Origin of the sequence: Kitasatospora sp. NPDC058046 (genome assembly GCF_042885595.1) — a bacterium.
Classification (GTDB): Bacteria; Actinomycetota; Actinomycetes; order Streptomycetales; family Streptomycetaceae; genus Kitasatospora.
On the sequence record NZ_JBHVRS010000040.1, the window covers coordinates 36420 to 60862 of the forward strand.

Sequence of the window (24443 nt, forward strand, 5' to 3'; positions counted from 1 at the left end):
CGCCTGGGCGATGGTGGCGCGGATCCGCCCTTCGGTCACGAGGTGATCGTGTCCTTCGGGGTCGCGGACCCACCAGGCCCGTGCGTGCTCGGCCATGGTGACGTGGCCGTACGGGACGTGGACACCGTCCCGGGTATAGATCTCGACGGTGTCGCCGGGTGCCCAGCCGTCCTGGGCCGGGAATGGGGTGATGAATCCCGGGAGCCGTCCGGCAGCAGCGTCTGCTGCTGCCTTCGCGACCATGTCGGCGTTGCGGGCCGCGCCGCGCTTTCCGATAGCCAGGTGCTCCCGCATGTCGGGCCGCTTCATGCGGGCCGCGGCCCGGGCGACGATGCCGGTGTCCTGGGCCAGCGGGACGATCTCGCGGGGGACGAGGCTGAGAGAGCGGCCGTTGGTGTTGGCCCCGAGGTGGGAGAGGACGATGTCGTACAGTCCGTCAGGACCCAGGTGGATTCCGGTGACGATGCGGGGCACACCGAACTCGGTTGATTCCTTGCGCTGTTCGATGGTGAGTACCACGTCGCCGATGGCGAGATCGGAGGCCCGGGCCAGTCCGTAGCCTTCCGGCATGGCCTCTGCCCAGACAGGCGGAACAACAGGTTCGTCGTCGCGGTACCAGGTATCGCGTACGCCGACCTGGCGCGGAGTGCCGTCGCTGTCGGTCAGGACGTAGTACGGCCACCGGACCTCCTGGAACTCCCCGCGGGCCAGCGACCCGTCCGTGGTGCGGAAGTAGGCCGGGTCACCTGCGGCCCAGGCACGGTAGGGCGCGGTGCCGGTCTTGAAGTCCTTCTCCGTCGGCGGGGCTGGCACGGGACCCCCGTGCTGGATTGAGCGGGTTCCGTCGAGCTCGGGCTGGAGGGATACTCCTTCGGCCCCGTTGCCGTCCTCGACTTCGGAACTGGGCAGCACCTCGCCGAGCGGTGGCGCCTGGGCTGCCGCCAACCGGGCTGTCCCGACCGCAGGCGCGGTGGTTGTCGTCCTGTCGAGCGGGTTCGTGGGGGCTAGTTCGAGTCCGGGCAGGACCTGTTCAGTAGGCGGCGGCGTCCAGGTGTCCGCTTCCGGCACCGCCACGACCCGTGTGATCGAGAAGCGCAGGTGCGGTCCCACGGTGTCGTACCAGTCGTTGTAGTCGGGGCCGTCCTGGACAGTGACGTTCTCGTACCGGGTGTCCTCGCCCTCGCCCCGGCGGATGCGGACCATGTCACCGGCGAACAGGCGCTTCGGCACCTCGACGGCCTGCCAACCCGTCGGGGTCGGGTCGGTGGGACTCTCTTGCAGGAGGGACGCCTCCCATCGGGCGGGAGCGCCGACGCCCTGGGCGAGCTGCCCCTCGGTGAGCACCTGCACCCGGGTGCCGAAGGGCACAAACGGAATGTCCAGACCGTCGGGGTCCTTGATCCAGAGGCGATGCCCGGTGACGGTTCCCTCGTGCGAGTGGACCGTCGCTGTCGAGTACCCAGTGAGCCGCCCTTGAGCCCATTCCGTCTCGCCGGCCGTGAGGTAGGGCGCGCGCACGAGGTCGCCGATCACCAGCTGGTGTGCGAGGGCCTCCTTCGGCCGACCGTCGGTGCTGCCGGCACCGTGGAGGTTCGCTGCGGCGGGAACCTCTGTCAGCGGATCGGGTTCCTGAAGGGGCGGCAGGGTCGCGAAGACCGCGTCGAGGAACTGCGCTTCGGCACGCAGGGCCTGGAACACCTGCGTCAACAGTTCGATCGGGCCGGTGCCCGGCTCGGCCGCGTCCGCCGCCTCGTGTGTGGCGTCCGCGAGCGTGTGCAGGTGTGCGCTGGTGACCGGCAGTCCTCCGTGGGACAGCGGGCGGCCTGCGGCGGCGTTGCGCGACCACGCGGTGGCGGCCTCGGCGAGACGGGGGTCTTCGCTGGTGCGCCAGGCGACGACCAGCGGAGCGACCTGCTGCAGCTGCTCGACAGTCAGTGCGGGGGTGGCGTGGCCCGTTGTCGTCTCGACCAGCGGCCTGGTGGTGTGCCATGCGGTCCAGACAGCGGCGCCGACCGGGTCGCTCCACCTGTCGGCCGCAGGACATCCACCGCGTCCGTCCTGTGCCCACCACTGGCGCACGCCACGGTGGCTGCGAGCGCGGATCCAGCCCTGGGTGTGGCCGTTCGCGTCGATGACGCGCCCCGTGCCGCCGTCCCGGTCCAGGTCGACCAGCCGGTGCCCGTGATCATTGAGCAGCAGTCCCTCGGTGCTCGACGCGGCAGCCAACCGTCGGGCACTACGTTCGACCGGGTCTTCGGTCCCGGGGAGGTCCTCGCCGGGAAGGACAAGATCCTGCGCCGGCACCAGTGCGGTGATCTCCTGGGCCGGGCTCAGGTAGATGTCCGGCCCGACCGTCGGGTCGATGACCTGGCGCAGATTCCGGCTGAGGCCGCTCGCGTCGACCTGATACACCCGGGCGTCGTCGCCGCCGCTGAGGAGCCAGTTGCCCTTCACGAGATCGGCGGGGGTGCACCGCATCGGCGCCCAAGCCTCACCGGTCCCGGCCAGCCCCGGCCCGGGGTGCTGGGCAGCGAGCGCCAGGACGGCGCGGGTGGCGATCCGGCGGTGCTTCTCGCTGAGAAGCCCCTCCCCGTAGGTGACAGGCGAGACGTCGGCGGCCGGTCGGTCCTGGCGGTGCTCGTGCCACGCGGCCCGGTTGCGCTCGAGCTTCTCACGAAGATGCTTGTGCGTACGGATCTTGCGCTTGGCGGCCGTGACGTCCGGGCCGGCGTCGATGACCGCGACGTGCGAGTGTCGGCCCCAACCACCTCTGTACGACTCGCCCTCCCGCCGTACCTGTATGAGGTCGACACTGTGACTGTGGTTGGCCCCGACCAGCTGCGGATCGTCCCACTGGCCGTCGCGGTGTCTGCGGATGACCGTGCCGGGTTCCACATCGTCGCCGGCGACCCATCGCGCCTTGTCGGGAAGCGGGATCGGCGGTGCGGCATGGATGCGGGCGCTCAGCTCCTCCTCACGGCAAAGGTGGTCCGCGAACGCCGGTGCGTCCTCGCTCAGATGCGCCCGCGCGTAGGCCAGGTAAGCCTCCTCGCGTGCCGCGTCCAGTACAGGCACCAGCGAGTACGGGTCACCGCCGTCCTGATCGGGGTCCATGCCGGCCGTGCGGCGCAGGAAGTCCACGACTGCGTCCGGGTCGGCGCCCTCCTTCTGGGCCTCGGCCCGCGCGGTCGTCAGGCGCTCGGCGAACACCTGGCGCAGCCTGGCGTGGTGACGGGTCTCGCCCGCGACGCCTGCCTGGCGTGCCTCCGGTCCCTGCGGGTTGCCGAAGAAGACGTCCTTCAGCGCTTGTGGGTCGAAGCCTGCGTGGTTGATCCGCGTGAGGTAGTCGACCAGGGCGAGCTGGCCGACCCGTTCGACGTCACTGCGTAGGGCCGTGGCCTGCCGGGCCCACACCCACGGGGACTTGACCTGGCCAAGGTACTCCTCTCGCGCGTGCTGTCGGTTGGCGTCGAACTGGGCGAGGGGCTCGAGCCGCTCGGTGATCTGCAGCATCCTCAGGTACTCAGCGGTGCGGGTACGGTCTCCACCCGCGGCGAGCACACGCTGGGCCGCGACGTTCGGAACCTGACCCCGTTCGGTGGGGTTCCAGTGCGAGGACACCACACCGCGGGGCGGGGCAACGTGCCCGGACGCCGGTGGTGAGTCGTCGAGGCGCCGCGTCGTCAGGATGCCTACGGCGTCCGTCGGCGCCGGCGTGCCACGCAGGGTGCTGTCCGACTCGGCGTTGGGAGAAGAGGGAAGCTGTGTTCCTGGCTGCGGCGTCGTGGCCTCGGGCGTCAGCGAGACTTCGGCGGCTGTGTGCGGGGCTGCGGCGGGGCTGCTGGTGGACGGTTCGGCGGCGCCGGGCACCATGTCGGCGGGTTGCAGAGCAACTGTGCGGAGCTTTTCGTACGCCTGGGGAGTGGCGCGGGCGAGGACCTCCTCGCGCACACCGTCACGGAGGTAGCCCCAGAGGTAATGTTCAGTCGCGCCGTCCATGAGGGCTTCGTCGACTGCCTCGGCAAGCCCCTGGGCGAACTCCTCCGGATGACCCGCTTCGACGTGCTGCCGGAGGCCGGTGTCCTGCGCGACATGGTCGACGACCCACGCCACCAGGTCGTCGGCGGACGGCGCGAGGGTGTCGTTCACCGCATCTCCGACCGCGGTCGCGAGCGCTGCGCGCAGGGACTCACTGCCCCATACGGGCGCGAGCGGGCTGTCGGCGAGGACCGCGTCGAGCCAGGTGGTCACCTCGTCGCGCTCCACCAGGTGCCCGGTCCGGTGCTCGGTCCGGACCAGGGCAGGCACCACCACCGTCGCTGGCAGTGCTGTCCCGGGCAGGTCGTCGGCTTGGATCCCGGTGACCGGCCGGGTGGCCGGTCCGGCGCTTTCCGGCGTGAGGGTGACGGAGAGCCAATCGGCCGCTGGGGCGGAGAGGGTGATCGTGGTCTGCGGCCCGGCGACGAGCTGGCGTGCCGGAGCTGGGTGGGGCGCCGGGACTGCTGCGGCAAGGGACTGGGCCGTCGGGCCGGCCTGCGGGTGCGTCGGTACGGGGCTGATGGCGCCCTGGTGGGGCTGCTCGGTGGCTTCCTGTACTGCGGTGATGCTTGTGCCGTCGGCAGGCTGGTGGCTTACCGCGCCGGCCACGCGCAGGACGTAGTCGAGTGAGCCGAGCTCGAGACGCTGCTTGGCGCGGGTGACGGTGACGTACGCCAAGCGCAGGTCCTCGCCGCCCGGCAGGATGAGCTCGCCGGTCTCGGTGTCCTCCTTGGGCTGGGGGAAGTCGGGTCCGATGCGAACGTTGTCCCATTCTCGACCCTTGGCCTTGTGGGCAGTGGAGACGGTCAGCTGGGGGCGCTGCTCGGGGTCCTTGGCGTCCTCGGGGACCAACTGTCGGACCATGGCGATGATGTCATCGGGGCTGTAGCGGTCGAGGAGGCGTACGAAGGTCTGCAGGGCCTTGGCATCGTCGTTGGACTCGGCGTACTCGCGGACCTCGTCCCAGTCCTCGAACCCGCTCAGTTCCGCGTGCTTGGTTCGGCGGCCAGCCTGGAGGTCCTTCGCCGCCTTGGCAATCAGGTTGATGTCGCTGCCGCCGCCGACCATGGCGACTCGCTTGCCGGCGTCCAGCCCTTCGAAGACGGCCCCGATCGCACCGATGTTGGTCCTTGTCAGAATGGCGTCCGGCTCGTCCACCAGGCCGATCGTCGTGTCCAGGGCCGGATTGCCCTGCAGTTCCAGGTCGGATTGAAGGAGCGTCAGGTAGCCGTTGCCGACGGTGGCGACCTCGGGGCCGAAGCGCCAGCTCTGGGTGAGGGGGAGCACAATGTCGGCGGGCCAGTCCTTGAGGGCGTCGATCGCCCCGCGGAAGCTGTAGATCGACTGCTGGCTGTCACCGACGACGATGGTCTGCGTCGGCTGCTCCTGGATGACCCGCTTCAGGACGGGGTTGATGTCCTGTGCCTCGTCGAAAAGGATCATGTCGTAGGGCAGCCGGGGCCTGGTCAGCGCCCAGATCTTGATGTAGTCGTCGCTCTTGAAGACGATCTTGTCACTGTCGGGGTCGGTGATGTCCGCCCAGGCCCGGCGGGCGGCGTCCAGTAGGCCGGGCATAGCGAGCGTGCGGCCCCATTGGCCGAGGTGTTGCGGGCCGAGTGCGTCGTCCGCGCTCTCGCGGTACCGGCGGACCGCCTGCATGGCGATCTTCGCGGCATCCTCGGGGTCCACCTCTCCCCCGTCGAACACGAGCGGCCGCCTGATGCCCAGAGCCTCGGCGACGTCCTTGTCCCGGCGAGCTCCCGGGTGGCTGCGCGCGATGGCGACCTTGCGCTCGATCGGCGTGCCCTTCAGGCCGGATCGGGCGAAGGCGTGGCTGGTGTCGGCGGTGACGTTGCGCGGCATCTTGCGCTGCGCCTCGTCGGCGATCGACCGGTTGAAGGCAATGTAGGCGATGCGCTTGTCGGGCAGGCGGCGGGTGACCATCAGGAGCGTCGACGTCTTGCCGGTGCCGGCCAGGGCCTGGACGGCGACGTCCTGACCGGCGAGGCACGCGTCGATGATCTTCTGCTGCTGAGGGGTGGGCGGGTATTCCTTGGCTGCCTCGGTGGCTTCGTGCCTGTCAGCGGCAGCGGAGGCAGCTACTTCGCGTTCGTCCATGTCCGCGAGGTGGGCGCGGATCTCGTTCAGGACGCGGGGGAGGTCGTTTCGGCGCCCCTTGAACCTCCATCGGCTCTCGCTCTCGATGAAGCCGAAGTTCCTGTTCTTCTTCAACAGCTTCCGGAGGTCGGCTTCCGCTTCGAAGTAGCCGGACTGCCCGGTGCCCGTGATGTAAGTTGCGCGTCCCGCCGTGACGATCTGGATGCGGTTGATCCAGGCATCCGGGTCGGGCTCGGGGGCGCGGTCAGCAGCTGATCCTGTCGTCTGGGGCACCGTTTCGTCGCCGGCTTCGGCCGTCGCCGGTTCCGGACGGTGGGTGCCTTGTACTGCGCCCTGCGGCTGCCCGCCCTCGACCGGGCCGGGGCGGATGGCGGTCGGCTCGATCGCCATGGCATACACGGCCGCCGCCGCACCGGACCGCCGCCGGAAGGAGGGCCCTGCCAGGAGAGTGCCGTCGGAGAGCAGGCCCAGCCACTCCCCCTCCCGAGCGCGCCGCACGGCACCGAAGGCGAGGACGCCCTGCCTGACGGGTATCCACCCGTCCGCATCACGGGCACCGAAGGTGACCTGAGACCTCACGAAGTCGACGTAGCCGGGTTCGGTGAACCGTGCGGCATCGGCTGCGGCCCACTCCTGCTCCCTGCGTTCCAGGAAGTCCGCGGTGGCCCGCAGTCGTGCCTGGTGCGCCCTGGCCTCCTGCAGAATGCGGGCGGTCGGGAAGGCGAGCATCTCCCGGGCCTCACCCGTGATCCGGTCACGCAGCGCGGCGGCCGGGCCCAGGAAGGCACTCAGCGTGTCTGCCTCGGCACGCATGCCCCCGACCGTGTGGCCGACGGCTCCGTCCCAAGCAGCGAAGGCGGCTTCGAGGGCCAAGAGTTCAGGCTGACGGGCGTAGTCGAGCCCGAAGGCCCGGCTGCCGGCATCGACAAGGGCCTGACGCTGAGTGCCGAGGCGCTGGCGGCCCTCCACCAAGTCCTCGGAGGTGGTGTAAGGCTGGTCAAGGTCGGGTCCGAGGTGGATGTCGTTGTTGAACGCCCACAGGCGCGCTGCGCCGCTGGCGGCGCCTTGGAGGGTCGCGGTGGTGTCGGTGACGTCCTGCCCGACGGTGGCCTGCCAGCTGTTGCTGGTGAGTGTGCGCCGGAGCGTTGCCACGGTCTCGCCGTCGGGGGTGACCAGCTCATGCTGGTCACCCCCGCTGCTGGAGAGGGGGCGGATGCTGAAGCCGGGCAGCCCTTCGACCGGGGTCAGGAGGCCTTGGTCCGCAGGTGGGGCATCGTGCCGCTCGGTGCGCGCCGGCCCGATGTGGCCGATCACGACCCGATCGCCGAAGCCATCGATCAGATCCCGCAGCGATTCGGGCGACGCGCTCAGTGCTACGCCGCGTTGGTCCTCATCCGTCGTCGCGGTGGTACCTACCCCGGTGGGTGTCTCGTCGATGTTCTGCTCGGCCGCGGGCTCCCCTGCCCGGACTGTCGGCAGGTTGTACTGATGTGCGGCTTCGACTTGGAGTTCCTGATCGGTGACCCGGGCCAGCGGCAGGTTGGCTGGCAGGTCCCAGTCGCTGGCCTCGTGGTTGTCCGGGGCGAAGGTGCCGTCCTTGCCGCTGATGGCCAAGGGGGCGATGGTCAGGGTGATGAGTCCGGCCGGGCCGCGGTCGCGGACGGCGAGCACCTCATGCGGCAGGTGGGCGTCATCGGCATCGAACCAGACGCGATCACCAGGCTGGAGGGTGTCGGGGTAAGCCTCCCCGTCCTTGAGCTGCGGTCGGCCATCGGGCCCGCCGGCCTCGACGGCGTCGAACCGGATGAGGCCCCAGACCAGGCTCGCGGTGGACGTGGCCTCGCGGCCAGCCGCCAGGTCGAGGCTGGCGCGCTGGCCCAGGACGAGGCGGTCCAGTTCGTGCCGGTAGGCACCGAGGGAGCCGGGCAGCGCGGGGTCGTCCCAGCCCACGGGCTCGCCGAGGTGGTCCCGCAGGGCGGCCAGGCGCTCGGACAGGGCGAGGGCATCCTCCCGGGTCGGGAGTCCGCGCATAACGTCGATGGCCCGATCGAGGCCCGATCCGCTCAGGTAGGCGTACTCATCCACGCGGCCCACCTCGACGCCGCTGCCGGCCGCCAGCAGCGCCCATGTCCCGTCCGGCTCCTGAAACAGGGCGAACTGGCCGTTTGGGGTAAGGGAGAACGTGTCGAGGTCGGCGAGGCGCCGCAGATCCTCCAGCGCGTGCGGCGCGCGCGCAAGCCACTGCATGGGAGCGGCCTTGAAGTGGGTGATGAGCTGACCGGTGGAAGCGAATCGGCCTCCGGACGGGGCGGGAGCGGTACTGGTCGGTGTGGGCGGTGCGGATTCGAGGGGTGCCGCAACGGCCTCGCCGGGGGTCTGCGGCGCGGCCGCGCCCGTGTGGAGGACGGGCATGGTGCGGGGGTCGCGGACACGACCGGCCCAGCTGGCGGCGCCCGTGGCCAGGTCGGTGTACGCGGCATGCAGGTCGTTGTCACCGGTGGATTCCCCGGCAGCAGCTACAGCGGTCGCCGCGACAGCCACCGCGTCGAGGCGCTCGGCCAGTTGCCCGCTGCCGAGCGGCCGCTCCAGTGCCGCCTGAACGGCGGTGGCCGCAGTGGTCACCAACGTGGTCATGCGGGTGGAAATGATGTGGCTGGCACGCGGGCCCTGCTGTCCGCGGAGGTAGGCGCGGGCAGCACGGCGCGCCAGCTGGTCAGTTGTGTAAGCGTTCTCGCCTTCCGCCGGCCGCATAGCCCCGTGACGGCGCAGAATCCCCGGGACCGTCTCAGTGACCGCAGTGTCGCCGCGCCTTCCCTCGACGGTGATCTCGCCTGTATCGCTGCGGGTGACCGAGACCAGGGTCAGCGGCTGGGACCAGCGGATCGCACGGTCGGCTTCTTGGGACGGCGGGCGCAGTGGGAGGCGCAGGACCGTGCCGGACTCGAGGTCGTCGAACGCGGTGGGCCGCCAACCGGCCGGTGCCCGGTCGGCCGCGAGGTCGGCGCGTTCGTAGGCCGCGTTCCGTGCTCCCTGGCGCGTCTTGTGCTCGCTGCGGGGGTGGCCGTCGCGGTCGAGGGACAGGAAGACCTTGCCGTCCTTGGCCGTGGCGCCAAGCGGCGCTGCGTCCTCGTCCAGTACGAGGTTCTTGCGGCCGGCCGGTGTGCGCTGGTAGCTGGAGCGCTCGCTCCGCTGGCGTTCCTTCTCCCGCCGGACGGCGTGGCGGCGTTCCACACTGGCGGCAAGCGCGGCCCGGCGAGCGGCCACGTACTCGGCGTGGCCGGGCTCTGCCAGCGGCAGGTCGAGCCGCGCGAGCTCGTCGTGGATCTGCTCATCCGTCAGGTCGGCAATGGCGCCCGTGAGTGGTCGGGCAGTGCCCTGGTCGATGCTGGGCGCGTCGGCGATGGTGAGGATCTGCTCACCGCGGCGCACCGCCCACAGGTTCTCGTAGGCGTCCGGTTCGTTGCCGAAGGTGCGGATGTCGTCGCCGTTGACGGCGGTGACCCGGCGCCACCAGGGGGTCGAGCCCGCGAGGATCTCGTCGCCGACTAACAGGTCGATGGGTGACCAGCGGGTCTTGCGCTGCGCCATGTCGGTGCCGTGAAGGTCCTGACGCTGGTCGGGCCACAGTTCGGGGAGGGTTGTGTCGGCCGGGCCGGGCGGGGTGTCGGGGTTCTGGCGGACGGCGATGGTGCGGCCGCGCGCCAGCATTGCCGTCACGAACAGGCCGGTCTTGTACAGGCTGGTGGAGCGGGAGGTGTTGCTGGTTTGGACATGGGCTTGGCGGCTGTTCGCCCAGGTGAACTGGGTTTCCTCGCGGGCGGCCTGGGCTTCGTCGTCGCCCTGCTTGGGTACACCGTGGAGTTCGGCGGTGGGGCCGGTGTGGTCGATCCAGACCGCCTCGGCGGGGCGGGGCCGGTCGAAGTCGATGTCGGCGGACATGGTCCGGTGGCGCTGGGCGATCTTGGCGGCGGTCGCGGCAGGGGTGCGCTCGCCGCGCACAGTGTTGCGGGAGCCTGTGACCGATCCCATCCACAGGGTTCCGCTGCTGTCGGGCGCGGTCGCGGTGCCGATGACGCGCTCTCCGAGCCCGATGGTGATCGAAGGGCGGCGGACGGACTGGTAGTCGGCATAGGGGTCGGAGGCCTGTTCAGGGTCCTGGCGCCACCAGTACCCAGGGTTGCCGGGAACTGCGGTGACGCCCTCCGGCACTGCGGGAGCCGCGCCAGCCGGGTTGGACGGTTGCTGGTCCGACGACGCCGGTACGGCGTCACGGGCCTCCGAAGGTGTTCCGGGGACGCCGGCCACGGATGCGGCGGCCGAGGCCTCGGCTGGTGCCGGGACGGCATCGTCCAACGGCGTGGTGGGCCGGATCTCCGGCGCAACCTCAACGGGCACGATAGCGGGCTGCTGGCTGTCCGGGGCATCCGGTGGGATCTGGTCGGTAGGTGGGGGAACAGCGGGTCTGCGGACGTCAAGTTCCACCGTTCCGAGCTTGGGGCGGAAGCCCCCCTTGGCCGACTTCCCGCTGAGATGGAAGGCGATGGAGCGTTCGGAGTTGTAGGTGTAGTAGCCCTTCCGTAGCTCCCAGGTGAGGCTGTAGCGACGCCATCCTGCGGCTGTGTGTGCCTCCAGGGCGACGTCGTAGCTGTCGGAGTACCGCTTGCGGTTCCAGCGGCCCTCAGCGGCCCAGCCGTTGGCGCGAGCAGTGGCGATGAGTTCCCCGGCTCTGCCTGGTGCCGGATCGTCAAGCGGCTGGTCCTGACCAGGTTGCGGCGACCGGTCGTCTGCCCCGGCAGGTGGTGTGGTGGTACCGGCATCGGCCTCGGAACTCGATCCGGATGCTGCGGGAGTAGTCGCCCGGGTCGGGGGGTCGGCCGGGGCTACTGTGGTGACCGACTGCGCCGGTCCGGACTGTGCGGTGGAGGCGGTGATCGTTGCGATGGCGTCGTGGAAGTAGTGGCGCATCGCCAGGCGGAACGCCTGCAGGTCCTCCGGCGAGGTCAGGGCGGCGGCAAGAGGGCCGGTACCGGCGCGTTCGGTGAGCCAGGCGTCCAGTCGGCCGGGAAGGTCGAGATCGCCGACCGCTGTCCTGAAGTGCTGAAGTGCGTCCCGGAGCAGCGCTTTGGCCTCGTCCTCAAGGCCGGCGAGGGCTGGCGGTAGGGCATCGGGCAGGAGAGTGCTCATCACTTCGCCGGCAGGCCCCGAGGTGAGCACGTTTCCCTCTGGAGTCCGCGTGACCTGGATGTCGGGGATTGTGGCGGTGAGCTCGCTGAGTACGCGGCCCCGCTCGTCGTTCACGGTGCCGTTGGCGCTGGTGTAGGTGTACCACCGGTCCGGCAGGAATGCGGCCCCTTGCAGGTCGGAGCCGGCTGGGTCAGCCGTGCGCTGCTGCTCCACACAACCGACGGCCTCCTGCGCAGCTTGGTCGATGTCGGCGTGGACCTCGCCGATCTGCTCGCCATCGATCTCGACCTGCCAGCCCGGCCGGAGAAGGGAGCTGTGCACCAATCGTGCGACCGGGGTGTAGTCGGGCAGGGTGAGGACGTCCCGCACAGAGTGGCGGTCGCCGGTGTAGGGCGCCGTGACGAAGCCGGGCCGGCCGGGGACGGGTTCGGCGGTGTTCAGGAAGACGGCGCCGGCCTGTGCCAGGGACATCTCTTCACCGTCGACTAGGTAGGCGATGGTGTTGTCGTCCGGGCGGTGAACGGTCTCGACCTTGACCTCGGCAGCTCGCAGGGCTGTGACCATGCTTGTGCGTGTGAGGTCGGCGACTCCGCGTTGCCGGGATCCGCGGGCCGCTGCGGTCGTCGCCGTGCTCTGTCCTTCGCTGCCGTCGGCGGGAGTCGGCACCGGGCGGTCTGTGGGCTCGGCCGTGGCGTCATCGTGCCGGGCGGCGAGGCGGTCGCGGTCGCGGCGGTCCTCGCGGAGCTGCTGGTCGTCCTGCGCCTGGCGGAGAGTGAGTGCGAGCCTGACCATGTGGCTCTCGGTTTCGCTCAGGAGCTGCTGGGCGAGCGCGCTCCCTGCTCCGTCCGCCGACGCTGTCGCGAGCTGCTGGGCGAGCCGGGTAGTGGCCCCGAGTGCGCGTTGGTAGGCGTCAGTGATGGCGGGAAGGTCCCGACCGTCGGCGTTCGCTTCCTGGCTCGCGTGTTCCCAGCTGGTCTGGAACTCGGCAAGGGCGCCGTCGCGCTCGAGTCGTGCGCGGGTCTGGCTGGGGAGGGTGTCGCCGAGATGCTGGTGAAGTTCCGCCAGTCGGGCTGCGGCTTGCGCCAGGCCTTCGCCGGTGTAGGCCCCGGCCACGAGTGGGTCCGTTGTGATGGCGGCAAGACTGGTGGAACGGGCGGACTCTGCCGCCGCGTCCGCCTCGGCCGGTTCGGTGGCTGCTTGTTCCTGATCTGCGTCCGGTGCGCGGTGCGTGAAGGCACGATCCCAGACGCCCTGATGCGCGGCGGTCGCGCTGATCCGGGAGGCCAGGAGCGTGGCGTACTGCGTCAAGGTGCGCAGGTGGGGCAGCGCGACGGGCGCCCGGTAGTGCTCGCGTTCGAGGTTGCGGGACAGCTGGATTGCCGCAGTGGCGAGGCGTCGGCAGCGCTCGACGACATCCTCTGCGGGGTGGACGAAGGGGTCCATGTTGCTGCCGACCGGCCCTTGCCGCAGGTCTTCGACGGCCTTCCATACGGCTTCGCCGTCGGGCCTGGCCCCCAGGCCGCTGGTGAGCAGCTTCCTGCCGGCGGGTGTCTCCTTCAGTCGCCACAAGCCGCCGAACATGCCGTCGAAGTCGTCGGCGGCTTCCTGTTTGGCGGTGTAGGGCTGCCCGTCGGGGATGGTGATGTCGCTGTCCCGGGGCAGCTCGGGCGGGTCGGTGATGGTGCGGACGGGGCGCTGGAGGTTCTGAAGCGCGAAGGTGATGTTGCGGACCCGGTTGTCCCGGTTGTTGAAGTTCGTGCGGGAGGGCAGTGCCCAGGTGCCGGGTGTGGTTGTGGGCTTGAAGCCCTGGCGCTCCAGTGCGGTGCGGACCGCGGTGTCGGCCTCGTTGTCGCTGACGCCTCGAACCGTGCTCGTGAGGTAGTGGTGCTCGATTTCTATGACGGTTGCAGCCGGTTTCGGGGTGTCGGCCGTCTGCGGCGCTGTGCCAGCGGTGGCGGCGGGAGCCGGAGCAGAGGCACCGTCGCGGGCGGTGAGGGCTACCAGGATCTCCCTTGCCGCGGCGGGGTCTTGCCTGGAGATGCGGGCGCTGGACGCGTAGCCGTGGGCGGCACGGATCAGGTGCGTGAGGACCTTGCGGTCGTCGCGGTCCCGGTAGGCGGCCTCCGGCAGGCTCAGAGCCATGGCGTAGGTGGCGTGGGCCAGGTTCGCGCTCTGGCGTACCAGGTCGTCGAGTGTGCCGTCGGCCGCGGTCGCCCAGAGCGCCCGGTGGGCGGCTTCGCGCAGGCCTTCGTGGGCCTTGGCGGCGGTGGGCCCGCCGACGGCCGGATCATCGCTGCCGGAGGCGAGGCGCTTGGCGGTCGCAGTGTCCGTCCACGCTTCCAGTGCGGCCGTCAGGTCGCGTGTCCCCTGCTCGAAGGGCTGGTCCGGACCGAAGGGTTCAGCATTCGCTGCGGCGATCTGGTGAGCGGCGAGGCTGCGCTGATGCTCGTAGGCGTGTCGGGCGACGCTACGCAGGACTTCGCGGCCGGTCGCCTGGTCGGTGTCGGCGGCGGCTTCTAGGGCGAGACCCGCCACCTCGAGCCACTCGGTGATCGCCCGGCCGAGGAGGGTGTCGGGGGTCTGCCGCAGGTCCCACATCGCGGTACGCAGCCGCTGGATGGCGGGGCTGCCACCCGGGGTGTGGCTGTCGGGCCAGCGGTCGTAGGTCTCGAAGACGATGGAGCGGGCGTAGTAGTGGTGGCCGCTGTCGCCGTAGGGGATCGGCCTCTCCTTCAGTGGGTCGGTGCGTGCCTGGACAGCCCAGGAGTCGGGGTCGAGGTTCGCGGCGTCGAGGAGCAGGTCGTAGGGGTCGCGGGTAGCATGCAGGCGGGCGAGGTGGCGGCGGGTGCGCTCGGCCAGCTGCTGCGCCGGGGCGGTGGTCGCCGGGATGTCGCTCTCGGCGAGGCGCTCTGCGGTCTGGGCGAGAGTGTCGTAGGTGGCGAAGACGTCTTCGGGAACGTACTGGTCGCCGGTGGCGGCTGCCTCGATCGCCGCGGTCGTGGCGGCGAGCGTCTCGGCGGCTGCGGGCGAAAGGCCGTCGGTCGAAACGTGGGCGATAGCGGTGCGGAGTTCGTCCGCGGTCGCGCGGACCAGCTCACGGCCTGCCACGGCGTCGCCGGCGTCGCCGTAGTGGCCGAGGAGGGCGGCGAGGTTCCTGACCTGCGGCAGCGCGGATCCGGCCGTTTCCTCCATGGCCAGCTGTGAGGCCTCGGGGTCGCTGTTCGCCGACGGGGCGGCGGGCGCGCGGCCGAGGGTGGCCGGAACGGGGGCGTGTGGTGCCGGCGCGATGTCGTAGCGGGTGCCGTCGGACCAGGTGAGGGTAAGCCCGTGCGGGCTCTGGGCCAGGGTGGCGCCGTCGGCGATCAGCTGCTGGAGAGCTTCGTGCAGGTTCGTGCCGTCGGCTGGCACGCCGCGGATGCCGTCGCCGCCGGTGACCGTGTAGTGGGTGTAGCCCGACAGGTCCGGGGCAGCCTGCGTTTCATTGGCCGGGGCGCTGATCGGCTCGGGGGTGTCCTGCCAAGCCCGGACGGCTTCTGCCTGGGGGTTGTCGATGGTCGCGAGGTAGCGATCGGCGTGCGTGCGCACGGTCTTGACGACGTCCCACGTGGCGGAGACGGTTCGGGTTGCTCGGGCTTCGCGGTCCCACTGCTCGCCGACGCGGCGGGCCGTGTCGGTCAGGTCCCGGATGAGCTGCGCGTCGAGCCGGCCGGGAAGGTGCAGCAGGCGAGCGCGCCGGGCGCGGGCGCTCTCGTCGATGGTCCGTTGCCCAGCCTCCGCCAGTGCCTGTTCCTGCGGGCTGCCGTCGGCGAGATGGGTCCCGTACTGGTCGGCCCATGATCGGTAGGCGTCCAGCATGGCCTGCTCGGCGTCCCAGTACTCGGCCCGGTCGGCATACGGCTGGACAGCCTCCTGACCCGGGAGCGGCTTGCTGCGGGGGAAGCGGGACGCCCTGGGGCCGGGCGGGGCAGGCTGGGGCGCCCCGGCAGCTCCGGTAACCGGGGTCGGTGCCGCGGCAAGGTGATTGCGTGCCGCGTAGACCAGCTTGCGAGCATGATCGTTCGGGTCTCTTACCAGAACGTCGGGAAAGCTCTGGAGGATGTCGAGGTAAGCCGTCACCGCGTCGACGAGGGCCTGGGTATGCGCTGCTGCGCGGAAGTCGGGATGTCCTCCGGCGCGGGCCTCCTCCCGGTGCTGCTTGTTCTCGGCCGCCCATTCGTCGCCCACACGGAGAAGCAGGCGGAACGCAGCGTCCTCAGGGTCGGTGGCTTCAGCGGGCCGTTCGCGGCGTTCGAGGTCGCGAATGCGGTAGCCGTTGGCGCGGTACCACTCGAAGTACGCGTCACGCACTTCCCGGGCGCTGTCCCGGACCGAGTCGGTGCCGGCCGCCGGCTGCGCCCGGGCCGGGGTGCGGGGCTGGTCGTCCTCGTAGCCCACTTGGCCGGAAATCTCCGCGTCGATCTGCGCCTGGTCGGCGCGGGCGCGCAGCAGCTTGTCGTGTTTGCCGAAGGGCTGGTCCACGAGTTTGATGGCGCGGTCGATCTCGAGTTTGAGCTCGTCGACGACCGCGACGTGGACCGAGTGGAGACCGTCGAGCTTCTCAATGTGGTTCTCGAGCCGGGCGATCAGGCCAAGCGGCGGCTTGGGTTCACTGAGGAAGGCGTTGGCGTCGTCGATCACGAAGGTGGCTTGGGCGATGTGGCTGAGGCCTTCGATCGTGAACTGGATGTGGTCGTGGACGTTGTCGATGCGTGCCTGGATGTCCTGGCCGCCGATGGTCGCGATGCGCTCGAATCGGCTGTTGCGTGCGCCGCGCGAGTGGCGCTGGATGAGGGCGAGCTGGATGTGCAGCGCTCTGGCTGCGTCGGTGCGCTTGGTGTGGACGGTGCCGTCGGGCGTCTGAAGACTGAACGCCGTGCCGCTGGTGTCGGTGCGGGCCGCGGCGGCACGTGCGACGAGTTCGGCGCGCTTCTGGGCTGCGTTGACGGTGGCGTCGGCGGTGTCGACGACGTTGCGCAGGTGATTGTTGGTGCGCTTCCAACTGCTGTAGGCGGATTCGAGCTGGCGCAGTTCCTCGTCGACCTGCATTTTCTTGAGCAGGAGAGGGTTGCCGGTGGCGATGGCCTTGATTTCGCCGAACTCGAGGTAGTCCTTGCCGAGGTCTCCGTCGAGGGGTGCCTGGTCCTGTTCCTCGAGTTCGCGGCCGGTGCGGATCTGATCGGTGAAGCGGGCCTTGCGTTCGACGGTTTGCCACATGAAGGAGTCGAAGGATCCCTCCTTGACCCACCGGAAGATGCGGACGGGGATGCCGAGCTTGAAGTGCTGGTTGAACTGGCGGACGATGCGCCCCTCGCGCTGGGTGACGTCGCTGGGCCGCCAGGGGCAGTCGATGTGGTGGAGGGCGATGGCGCGGTCCTGCACGTTGACGCCGACGCCCATCGTCTCGGTGCTGCCGATGAGCACGGAGACCTTGCCGTTGCGGGCGTCCGCGAACAGTTGCTCCTTCTCGTCCGCGGTCTTGGCCTCCTGGACGTAGCGGATGCGCTCCGCGGGAACCCCGCGGCGGATGAGCTCGTCGCGCAGGTAGTCGTAGGCGATGAACTTGCCGAGCTTGCGGTTGTCATCGGAGGCGGTGCCGCGGTCGGCGAAGACGAGCTGCAGGGCGCCCGGCAGGGGGCTGGGGTCGCCCTGCCGGTTGGTGTAGCGGCGGTCCTTGTACCCGTGGTGGATCGCGGCGATGCGGTCGGCCGCGGCATCCAGCTTGCCGGGGCCGTCCGGTTCGCGCTCGACCAGGCGCAAGTCCATGGCGGCCATCCGGCCGTCGTTGGAGATCTTGAGGAGGTTGTCCTCGGAAGGGGCGACGTCGCCGGCGCGTACATCCTCCGCCCGAATGGCGATCTCCTCCATGAAATCGCGGTCGGCGTCGGTGGCGGGTACGACGATCGTCTCGTTGGTGCTGTCCGGCCGTGGGAGATTGACGTCCCGCGCCGTCTTGACGTCCGCGACGAGCTTCCACAGCTGATGGAACTGCATGGCGTTCATGAACGCCCCGATGCGTTCCTTGATGCGGGGCGTGCCTTCGGGCGAGACCTCTGGGGCCATGGTCTCGCGCAGGTACTGCGCCTGAAAGGAGGAGAACGCTCCCAGCTCGGCCTGCGCGAGCAGGTCCGGGCGGAAGAGGTCGATCATGACGAACGCCTGGGACATGGCGTTGGGGAAAGGTGTGCCGGTGGAACCGAGGCCGACCTTCGGGCCGTGGGCCCGGGCCAGGGCCCGCAGCTTGGCCTTGAGGTCGCGGGCCTGCCCGGAGACGGTCAGGGCCAGTTCGCTGTTGTTGGCGCCGACGTCTCCGTTCGCGTAGTCCTGGACCTCGTCGACGGCGATGAAGTCGAGGCCGGTCTGCTCGAAGCTGATGCCGGTGGTGCTGGTCTTGGTGAGGACGCGCTGGGCTCGCTGGGTGTGCCGCTTGAGGTCGCCCTGGAGCTTCTTGACTGTGTCGCGGACATGCGCGTCGGGGCGGGTGCCTTCGGTGGCATGGGCGGCCACCGTGTCGAGGGCGTCGGCGGTGAGCGGGTCCCCGCCCGGGTTGAGCGCGGGGGCCAGGGCCGCGTCGCTGCCGGTGATCGCCTTGTGGATCCGGGCCCGGTACTCGGCGGTCTGGTCGGCGATGTACTGCTGTTGGCCGAGACCCGACAGGGGGATCCGTTTGAACAGGCTCTGCGGCAGGATGACCGCGTCCCAGTCTCCGTTCGCGATCTGGGCGATGTAGGTGGCGGCGGTGTCCTTGTCGAAGTCGGCGCTGTCGATCGCCAGGACCCGGGCCTTGGGGTAGGCCTTGAGGAAGTCGTTGCGAAATCCGTTGACGGTCGCGTTCTTCACCACGATGCACGGCTTGCGAACCATGCCGAGGCGGCGCATTTCCATGAGGGTCATGGCGATGGTGAGGGTCTTGCCGAAGCCGACCTCGTAGTCGAAGAAGGCCCCGCCGGTCTCCACCAGGGCGCGGGCGACGCCTGCGCGCTGGTGCGGGCGCGGCGGCATCGCGTCCGAGATGCCGGGGAAGGTCAGGTGACTGCCGTCGCCCTGGTACGGCACATGGGAGTTGTAGAGCCGGTTGTAGTTGGCGAGGACCTCGCGGGTCCGGTCGGGGTCCTGCCACAGCCAGTCCCCGAACAGCCGGTCGAGCTCATCGGCCTTCGCCACGACCTGCTCGGTCTGGTTGGCTGCCCAGATCTTGCCGTTCCTGATCTCCTCCGGGCTGGTGTCCTCCTTTGGCTTGGGCGGGTGGACGACGAGGGAGGAGCGGCGCAGCATCCGTTTGAACAGCTCGACGGCGTCGCGCTTCTCGGTGCCGTAGACCTTCGTGGCGGCCCTGGACTCGCGTACGCCCTTGGGTGCGTCGACGTCCCAGTCGGCGCCGGATTCACGGGTGACGGTGAGGCTCTTGGTCTGCAGGAGCTGCTGGAGGAAGTCCTGGTAGAACCTCGGGTCGATCCAGGTGGCGCCGATGCGGATGTCGTCGATGTCGCCGGGCTGCCTGTCCGGAGGCAGCACCGTGCGCAGGGCTGTGACGTTGGCCTGCAGGGGATGGTGGTCGCGCAGGTCCTCGGAGACCATGTGCAGGACGTTCTGCGCGGCGTCGAGCTTCTCGCGGACGTTGCCGCTGAGGTAGGTGGGGGCGTGGATCAGGCGCTGGGTGCCGGGCTCGTTGTAGACGAGGTCGCCGAGGGCGTCGCGGGCCTGTTCGAGGGAGTCCAGGGACAGCAGGCGGGCGATCTCGCCGAGGCGGACCTCACCGAAGGTGTTGAGGCTGATGGCCAGGGCATCCTGGGGTGTGTCGGCCGTGGTCCGCTCGATCTCGGGCTGGGTGACCGCGCGCGTGAAGATCGCGTCCTTGCTCGCGGTCTCCGTGTCCGGATCGTAGATCTCCAGGGCGTATACGCCGGCGGCGTACGGGTCGGTGCGGAAGGATCCCTGTGCGGTACGACGGTCTCGACGGGCATCGCGCTTGTTGATCGGTCCATAGGCCGCGGTATGGGTGTCGTAGCGGTAGTTCAGCTGGGCGCGCAGGGTCGCGGCCTGCTCGGTGTCGCCCGTGGACTCGGAGCTGAGGAGTTCGACGTAGGTATCGCGCAGGCGCAGCAGGGAGCGCAGTTCCTCGGCGGCGTTCTTGTGGACGGGGCGTTCGGTGATCTCGTGGCCGATGAGCTGAAGGAACGTTCCGTCGCCTTGGTCGATCAGGGTGCCCTGGAATCGTTGGATGTCATCGCCGAACATCTCGTGCGCGCGCTGCATCCGTTGGGCTTGTTCCTCGACCGCGGCGCGCTGGCGGGCGTCGGGGCTCGCACTCATGGTCAGGCCGTTCTCGCGGGCCTGTGCGGTGATCGTGGCCAGGGCCTTGGCCAGCGCGTTGGCTGTGTCGGCGCCAGGGCGGGGCCGGACGGTGACCTCCTGGGCGGAGAACCGGCCGCTGGTCAGGGCATGCTGGCCGAGGACCATCTCGGGGTGCCTGGCGAAGTAGCTGTTGACAAGGACCCCGGTGTCGGCGTCGATGGGGACGTGGGTGACGTTGATCCAGTCCGGGGGGACCTCGGGTGGCTCGTTGCGGCGACGCAGGATCAACAGGTCGGTGACCGCCTCGGTACCGGCGGCCTTGCGGTGGGCGCCGGCTGGCAGGCGGACCGCTCCCACCAGGTCGGCTCGGTTGGAGATTTCCAGGCGTGCGGTCTTGCCGGTGCTGTCGAGGGTGTAGCGGCTGGTGAGCACCGCGACCAGCCCGCCCGGCCGCACCAGGTCGAGCGATTTGACGATGAAGTGGTTGTGGGTGGCCAGGCGCAGCGGGTTGTGGTTGGGGTCGTGGAGCGCGATCTCGTCGAAGGGGACGTTGCCGACGGCGCCGTCGTAGTAGCCGTCGGGCATGCGGGTGTCGACGAAGGACTCGGGGCGGATCTCGGCGTCCGGATAGAGGGCGGCGGCGATGTCGGCGGTGACCGGGTCGAGCTCGATTCCGGTCATGTGGACGCTATCGGGTGCGAATGCGATGAAGTTGCCACTGCCGCAGCCGGGTTCGGCGAAGCGGAGCTTCCTGTCGCCTAGGACCGTCGGTACGCCTAGGGCCTTGAGTGCGTTCCAAATCGGTTGGACCAGGGCGGCGTCGGTGAAGTGGGCGTTGCGGGTGGTCGCCTCGGCGGCGTTCCACTCCTTCTCGGTGAGCAGGCTGCGCAGTTCGGCTCGGAGGCCGACGAAGTCCTTCTGGCGGGGGTCGAAGATGGCCGGGACCGCGCCCCAGGAGCTCCAGCGGGCCAGCACCGTCTGTTCGGCTTCAGTGGCCGGCCGGTCGTCCTCGCGCAACTGGTGCAGTACGCGGATCGCGGCGATGTTCGCGCGGATCCGGGCGAGTGGCCCGGACGGGGCCAGGTCGGCCTGCCCTTGAGGCTGGAAGCGCGGCGCATCGACCGGATCTGTCGGGGCGGGACGTGTGGCTGACACTACCTGGGTCAGGTCTATGTCGTACGGTTCGTCGTCTCCGTCGATGTCCTGCACCATGAGGTCGTGGCCGGTGACGGAGACGACGATCGCGGGGATCGTGCTGTCGCTGCCGGGCAGGTATTCGGGCAGGTCGTCCAAGTGCTCGATCAGGTCACCGGCGCGCAGGTCTTCGAGGTCGACGGCAATGTCCTCCGGGGGCCTGGTCGAGGCGGGGGCAGGCATCGGATCGTACGGTTCACGTTCGGAGACCGGCGTGGGTGGCGAGGCCGACAGCGAAGCCGCGGTCAGCCTGCGCTCCACGGCCAGCAGCAGGGGTTCCGTGCCGCCGCCGTCGGTCATGGCGGCATGTGGAAGTCCCTCGAACTTCTGGGCTTCCGCGAGCCGGTCGAACAGGTCCTCGGCCCACTCGGTGTGTGCCAGCTGCCGGGGCGAGGCGACCTCGTGGACGGTGTCGTCCTCGTTGACCCGGACAAGGACGTGCCGGCCTGCCTCGTCCAGGCCGGCGCTGGGCGAGTCGGAGTCGACGATGTAGAGCCGGTACTGCCAGAGGCTGTCGGCCCCGCTCGTCTGAGCGCGCAGGTGGATCGCTCCGCTCGCGGCCTCGTTGTCCAGGTCGCCGAGCTGTCCAGGTGTCCGGTACATGCGATCCTCCGCGCTTCGCGTCGAGTGGGCACTCGGGGTCGGTGGTCGGTCGAATCGGGCGGCTACAGGTCGCGTCCGTGGGCGCGCTGGTCCTCCACCGATGTGCCGAACAGGCGCAGGAATGACGGGGTCATGTAGTCGAGGACGTGGCGCAGCTGCTGGTCGTCGAGATCGCTCAGGCGGAGGTTGCCGTCGAGGAGGGCATCGGCAGTGGTGCTGACCCACTCGGTGTGCTGCTGGAGGTGTGCCAGCCGGGACTGGAAGTCATCGTCGGTCTCCAGGCCGTCGTCTTCGTCCTCGAGGGCGGCTTCCTGCTCGGGTTCCAGGCGTACGGTCTCGTCGAGGACCTGGTGTTCGGCGCGGGCCTTGAGGTGTGCCAGGCGGGCGACCCGCTCTTCGTGGCTCTCGCCGGCTGGGGCGGTGCTGACGATGACGTACTGGTCCCAGAGGTCGCCGACCTGGGCTTCGACCTGTTCTCCGAGCGCAGTGAAGAAGGCGATGGGGTCGGGCAGCGCGGCGTAGCGGTTGGGCAGCCACCTTCGCCAGTAGGCCCGGGCCTCGGTGCCGTAGTGGTTGATCGCCATCGCTTCTCCGTACGGTGTTCAGCGGCCCGGGGGGCCGGATGTGGATTGTCTCTTCGTGTCTTCAGTGGCTCCCGAGGAGTGGCCGTCCGACCCTCCCGGGCGCCCTGGCTGCTGATTGAGATGTGCGCGCAATGTGCGGTCGCTGTTTTACGGAGACGGCGGCGGGGTCTGAGCGAGCCGCGGGCCCAGGCGTGGACCGGAGTCGATGCCGGGAAAGGCCATCACTGGACGGCCGTGGCAGAGACGAAACCGGTAGGACACTGAGCTCGAAGAAGATCGAGAATGCCGAGACAGCGACCCTGACCGCACTAGGCGAGATCCACGCTCTGTCCCACCACGTGCGCTGGGCGGTGGACATCTCCCGCACGTCCTCTGCTGCAGCCAGCACTGCACGCGGCTCATGGCCAGCGGGCCCTGACGGGCCACCAACCGCATCTCCAGCGCCTACGGGGGCGAGGCCAAGTCCGGCTCGTGCCCGTCCCACGCGACTCCGGACGCCGCGCCGGCAATCTGCACCGGCCCACCCGCTACAGCCGTCGCCTGCGCCGGAGGTTCTACCTGTCGGCACAGACCAGCACCTTCCAGGACGGGACCAGCCGCGACTTCTACCTCAAGAAGCGCGGCGAGGGCTGCAAGCACGTCCAGGCGATCACCGCCCGGGCCCGCCGACAGGTGCGCGTGCTGTGGGCCCTCCTGCGCGACAGCCGGGTCTTCACCCCCGATCTGCCGACCGCGCAGACGGCTTGACTTCCTCATTGAGACTCCTTGGATGTGGCCTGGCGCATTCTGCCAACCATGCGGGGTTCGATTCCGGTGGGGCATGTGGTGGGCGCTCAGATCCCAGCCTGCGCGAAGTACGGACCGGGTTGGTCCGTACTTCCAGCGGGTGGGGATGACCGCTCTGCTTCGGCACGACCCCTCGGGTTCCTGGGTCAACCGGGTGCGGGCGGGTTCACTTCCCTGCTGATCGGAGTCGACTCGAGAAGCAGCGTCACGGCCGCCTCCAGCACGGCAACGTAGGTGCGTAGGCGCTCGATCTCTTGGACGAGGTCGTCGGCGCCTGCTTGGGCGGGCGCAGTGGGCTGCGCCTGCGCGCTGGGGCCGGCCTGGCGCGCGGCGCGGCTGGCGGCCAGTTGCCGCAGGAGACGTAGGTGCTCGGGGGCTAGCTCGACGGGCTCGACATCATCGGGTGTAACGGCCTGTGCTCTGGAGCCGGTTGTCAGCACGACAGCTCGCCTCTCCACGTCACACCCCCGGGACGACGACGATCTCGGCCGCTGGCATGCGCCGGCCGGACGATCTGCGCGGCCCCTTTGCGGAAGGTCGGGATTCGGCAAGAGCGACAGCAACCATGAACGCACCCGTCAGGAAGAGCGCGACGAGTGCCACGTTTGATGGCTGCTCCATGCAGTACCTCCCCGAGGACGGCCGATGATTCGCTGTCCCAGGCAAGTGCACGGCGCGGTCGGCACGCACTCGGCTGGTGGTGAAGTTCCCGTGGAACGGGATGCGGTCAGTGGGTGGCCGCGCTCGGTTCCGCTCGGCGGGATTCGACGGCAGGGCCTTGCCCGTCGGGCCCGGGCCCGACGGAACCTGTCTGGGTGCTCCGCAGTCGCGTATCGGCAGATTGCGTAGTCGAGAGTGCGGCTGATGTCTCGCTACCGTTGATCCATGGACAGCATGAACCCCAACGTGACTCCTTCCGACGTGATCTCGATGAGCCGGGCTGCCGGAACGTTGCGAACCCTGGTGAAGCAGCTCGATCAGGAACAGTCGCACGCCATCGTGATCGGAGAGGAGGGCATGCCACAGGCGGTGCTGGTTTCCTTCATCGGGTTTCAGCGGCTGTTGGAAGCCGCTGGTACCGCCGATGCCGTGATGGTCATGGATCGTCTGGACTGCGCGCCACAAGCGGGCGAAGGTCTTAGCAACGCAGCCTTGGAACGGTTGGTCGCGGCTGCTGGGGATGACGCCGACTCGGAAACGGCTGCCGAGGGCGCCAGGAGCTTCGAGAGGGGGCCGGATGCCGGTGGAGGGAGCTGACGTGTATCGCGCGGATCACCATCCACAGGTCGGTGCCGACATCCTGGCGCTGCCCACGTCCCAATTGCAACGGATCGCGCTCATAAGGATCAGCCAGCTCACTCGAGGTGAGGTGCGCGGAGCTCCGTTGGAGGCGATGGCGAGGCATCCTGATCTGTCCGACTGCAGAAAGCTCTACTTCGACGAGTCGCAGAACGAGACCAGGGTGGCGGGAGGACGTGCCCCTCAGTGGCGAATCGTCTACCGCCTGCGCGATGCGCTTCCCGGCCCTGACCCACGAATGCTCCTGCAGGTCGTCGCGGTGGGCGCCCGGGCCGCGAGCGAGGTATATCAGCTGGCTGGCGCGAG

General features: G+C 69.7%; 4 protein-coding genes and 1 pseudogene (1 of these 5 only partly in view). 2 read left to right on the forward strand and 3 right to left on the reverse strand.

Annotated features, from left to right (window positions below):
• Positions 1-21468, reverse strand: the 5' portion of a protein-coding gene (locus tag ACFVU7_RS42835) for a DUF6349 family protein (RefSeq protein WP_388051852.1). It extends 14925 nt beyond the left edge of the window; only the first 21468 of its 36393 coding nucleotides appear in the window; the start codon lies at positions 21466-21468; its stop codon lies off the left edge, out of view.
• 62 nt (positions 21469-21530) lie between these two features.
• Positions 21531-22052: a hypothetical protein gene (locus tag ACFVU7_RS42840; protein WP_388051855.1), complete on the reverse strand. Its 522-nt coding sequence runs from the start codon at positions 22050-22052 to the stop codon at positions 21531-21533.
• A gap of 468 nt (positions 22053-22520) precedes the next feature.
• On the opposite strand from ACFVU7_RS42840, the pseudogene ACFVU7_RS42845 reads away from it, so the two are divergent.
• Positions 22521-22799, forward strand: a pseudogene (locus ACFVU7_RS42845) (transposase); the annotation flags it as partial.
• 185 nt (positions 22800-22984) lie between these two features.
• Here the strand turns inward: ACFVU7_RS42845 and ACFVU7_RS42850 are convergent.
• Positions 22985-23278, reverse strand: coding sequence for a hypothetical protein (locus ACFVU7_RS42850; protein WP_388051858.1), 294 nt, complete (start codon positions 23276-23278; stop codon positions 22985-22987).
• A 445-nt stretch (positions 23279-23723) separates the two neighbouring features.
• Here ACFVU7_RS42850 and ACFVU7_RS42855 point away from each other — a divergent pair, with 445 nt between their 5' ends.
• On the forward strand, positions 23724-24095 hold the full coding sequence (locus ACFVU7_RS42855) for a hypothetical protein (protein WP_388051861.1): 372 nt from the start codon (positions 23724-23726) through the stop codon (positions 24093-24095).
• Positions 24096-24443: the final 348 nt, after the last annotated feature.